Source organism: Pseudoalteromonas sp. TB51 (assembly GCF_000498055.1).
In the GTDB taxonomy this organism is placed as follows: domain Bacteria; phylum Pseudomonadota; class Gammaproteobacteria; order Enterobacterales; family Alteromonadaceae; genus Pseudoalteromonas; species Pseudoalteromonas atlantica.
In genome coordinates, this window is record NZ_AUTO01000185.1 from 1 (window position 1) to 3,296 (window position 3,296).

At 45.0% G+C, this 3,296-nt stretch carries 3 protein-coding genes and 1 pseudogene; all 4 read right to left on the minus strand.

Annotated features, from left to right (window positions below; genetic code table 11):
* Nucleotides 1-655: BMP family ABC transporter substrate-binding protein (locus L650_RS0109945; protein ID WP_029773011.1), on the minus strand; the 655-nt coding region annotated here is incomplete at its 3' end.
* A 67-nt stretch (nt 656-722) separates the two neighbouring features.
* Nucleotides 723-1,649 (minus strand): ABC transporter permease, encoded by a 927-nt coding sequence (locus L650_RS0109950; RefSeq protein WP_029773012.1) that lies wholly within the window; start codon nt 1,647-1,649, stop codon nt 723-725.
* A gap of 2 nt (nt 1,650-1,651) precedes the next feature.
* On the minus strand, nt 1,652-2,755 hold the full coding sequence (locus tag L650_RS0109955) for an ABC transporter permease (RefSeq protein WP_029773013.1): 1,104 nt from the start codon (nt 2,753-2,755) through the stop codon (nt 1,652-1,654).
* Nucleotides 2,752-3,296 (minus strand): annotated as a pseudogene (locus tag L650_RS0109960) (ABC transporter ATP-binding protein); the annotation flags it as partial. The pseudogene L650_RS0109960 and the gene L650_RS0109955, both read right to left, overlap by 4 nt.

Consider the following 3,296-nt stretch of genomic DNA (forward strand, 5'->3'; position numbering starts at 1 on the left):
CGGGAGAGTCGGTGTGCTGGGTAATAATATCAACACCTTGGTCGATTAAACTGTCGGCAGCTTCGCGCTCTTTACCAGGATCAAACCAGCTATTAACCCACACTACTTTTACTTTTGCGTTAGGTTTTACTGAGCGCAGGCCTAAAGTAAACGCGTTAATACCGCGTATTACCTCAGGAATAGGAAACGCGGCAATATAGCCAATACTGTCAGATTTACTCATGTGCCCAGCAATAACACCGGTTAAGTAGCGCCCTTCGTAAATACGGTCAAAATAAGTGCCCACATTTTTAGCGCGTTTATAACCTGTTGCATGCTCAAACTTTACGTTAGGAAAACGTTTAGCCACTTTAATGGTCGGGTTCATGTAGCCAAACGAGGTGGTAAATATTAAATCGTGCCCGCTTTTGGCTAGTTGTGTAATAACTCGCTCTGCATCGGCGCCCTCTGGCACGCTCTCTACAAAGGTGGTTTTTATTTTTTCGCCAAATTTATCCTCTAGGTAGCGGCGGCTTACATCGTGGGTGTAAGTCCAACCAGCTTCGCCAATCGGGCTTACATATACAAACCCTACTTTTACGCTGTCTTTTGCCAGCGCACTCGTGCTTAACCCTAAGCTAAGTGCTACGCCAAGCGCTGCTATTAGTTTTTTCATTGTTATTCTCCGTGTTGTATTTTTAATATCCTGTTGAAGGCTTATTGTTACTCTTTGTATAAAATTTTTAATGCCCCTTATGCCAAGGTTTACCTAGCCACATGGGTTCGTACATTTTTAGTTTTTGTTTATTTTTACTTAGCATAATCAGTACTATAAGCGTTGCACCATAAGGCAGCATGGCCAGTAAATTAGAATCCACCGCTAAGCCAAGCGCCTGTGCCACTAAGTGCATAATGCTGGCAAAACCAAATAAATAAGCGCCTAGCATTACCCGCTCAATTCGCCAACTTGCAAATACCACTAAAGCCAGTGCTATCCAGCCACGTCCCGAGGTCATGTTTTGTGTCCAAAGGGGTGTGTAAGCAAGCGACAAGTACGCCCCTGCAATACCCGCCATTGCGCCGCCAAACATCACCGCTAAATAGCGAGTACGCATTACAGGCAAGCCTAAGTTATTACCAACGCCAGGGTTTTCACCAATGGCGCGTACCGCAAGCCCTGCCCTGTGGTATTTAAAAAATAAATAAGCACCAAGTACTAATGCCCAACTTAAATACACAATGGCATCTTGCGAAAACAGCGCTTTGCCCAGTAGCGGAATATGCTCAAACCCTGCAATTGCTAAAGTAGGTAAGGCATTAATGGTTTTGCCCTCGTAATCAACGCCTAAAAATGCCGACAAGCCCGTGCCAAAAATCGTTAGCGCTAACCCAGCAGCCACTTGGCTAGCATTTAAATTAAGTGCTACAAACGCAAATACTAACGACGCCATAACCCCCACAAGCGCAGCCACACTAAAGCCTATAAAGAGGTTGTCGCATTGGTACATGGTTATAAACCCTGCCACCGCGCCTAATAACATCATGCCCTCTTGCCCAAGGTTAAGTGTACCGCTTTTTTCGCATACCATTTCACCTAGAGCCACCAGCAATAAAGGCGTGCCGGTGCGAATAGTGGCGTATAAAATATTTGTGATTACCTCTAAATCCATGTTTAAGATTCCTGTGCGATGGGTGTTAGCTGCGTTTTTTGTTGTTTAAATGGCAGTAACAATTTAATGCGATAACCAATAAGCACATCGCACGAGAGTAAATAAAACAGCATTAAGCCCTGAAAAATGCCGGTAATGGCATTGGGTAGGCCAATTTCTATTTGCGCCATTTCGCCGCCCATATAAATAAGCCCCATTAACAGCCCTGCTAAGGTGATCCCAAGCGGATGTAAGCGCCCTAAAAAGGCCACAATAATTGCGGCGTAACCATAACCGGGGGATATTTGCGGCACTAATTGCCCTATAGGCCCAGCTACCTCGCCAGCCCCTGCAAGCCCAGCTAACCCGCCACTTATTACTAATACACCAGCAATTAAAAGCGCACGTTTATAGCCCGCCATTTTGGCAGCCGATGCATCAAGCCCTAGTACTTGTATTTGAAAACCCACAAAGGTTTTACTAATAAACACCCATGTGGCACACAGCGCTAATAACGCAAATGCAAGCCCTAAATGAAGGCGAGTACCCTCAAATAAAACTGGTAGTAAGGTGCTATCGCCAAATAAGGCGCTTTCAGGAAAGTTATAGCCGTATGGGTCTTTTAATGGGCCGTGTACTGACCACAGCAACACATTAACGGCAATGTAATTGAGCATAATGGTGACTAAAATTTCGTTGGTGTTTAAACGTAATTTCATAAAGGCGGCTAAGCCTGCCCACAGCATGCCACCGGCAATACCTGCAAGTAATGTAAGCCCTAATGCAAAAGAACTTGTAGAGTCAACAAAGTTAACAGCTACGGCACTGGCGCATACGCCGCCAATCAGTAGCTGCCCTTCAGCACCTATATTCCACACCGACGCCCTGTAACACAGCGCTAAACCATAGGCACATAATAAAATTGGAATGGTCATTACTAATAGCTCGGTAACGCCGTACCAATCAGAAATAGGCGCTACGAGTAAGGTATATAAGGCATTAATCGAGTCGTGCCCTAATAAGGCAAACACCACATAACCTGTTATTAAAGTGAGTAAAATGGCTAAAACAGGAGAGAGATAACTCCATGTGTTTGAGCGCTCTACGCGGGGTTCAAGCTTTATCATGCCAGCGCTCCTTGCGGTGTTATTTTTGCTATGTTGCTTTTAGTGTCGTGATTAAAATCGCCCGCCATCCACTGCCCTAATTGCACAAGTGGTACACAGTCGGTATTTAAAATAGGTGAGAGCTTACCATCGCAAATTGCACCAATACGGTCACAAATTTTATAGAGCTCGTCTAAATCTTCTGAAATAACCAGTACTGCACAGCCTTCGTCGCGCAGCGTTAAAATTGCCTCGTGAATGGCAACTTGCGCGCCAATATCTACACCCCAAGTAGGGTGCGACATAACCAGCAATTGTGGGTTTTGCTCAACCTCTCGGCCAATAATAAACTTTTGCAAATTACCGCCCGAAAGACTTGCTGCGTGAGTACGGTTGCTTGGGGTTTTTACGTTGTATTTTTTAATGATTTTGTCGGCGAGTTGGCTAATTTTTTGTTTTACTAAAAAGCCGTTTTTAACTAAACCACTATCAAAACTGGTAAGGAGTGCATTGTGCGCTAAATCCATATCAGGGACTGCGCCGCGCCCTAGCCTGTCCTCGG

What these genes read in the sequence shown, in the direction of transcription:
- L650_RS0109950 (WP_029773012.1), bottom strand. Translation starts at nt 1,649, where the DNA reads ATGGATTTAGAGGTAATCACAAATATTTTATACGCCACTATTCGCACC.
- L650_RS0109955 (WP_029773013.1), bottom strand. Translation starts at nt 2,755, where the DNA reads ATGATAAAGCTTGAACCCCGCGTAGAGCGCTCAAACACATGGAGTTAT.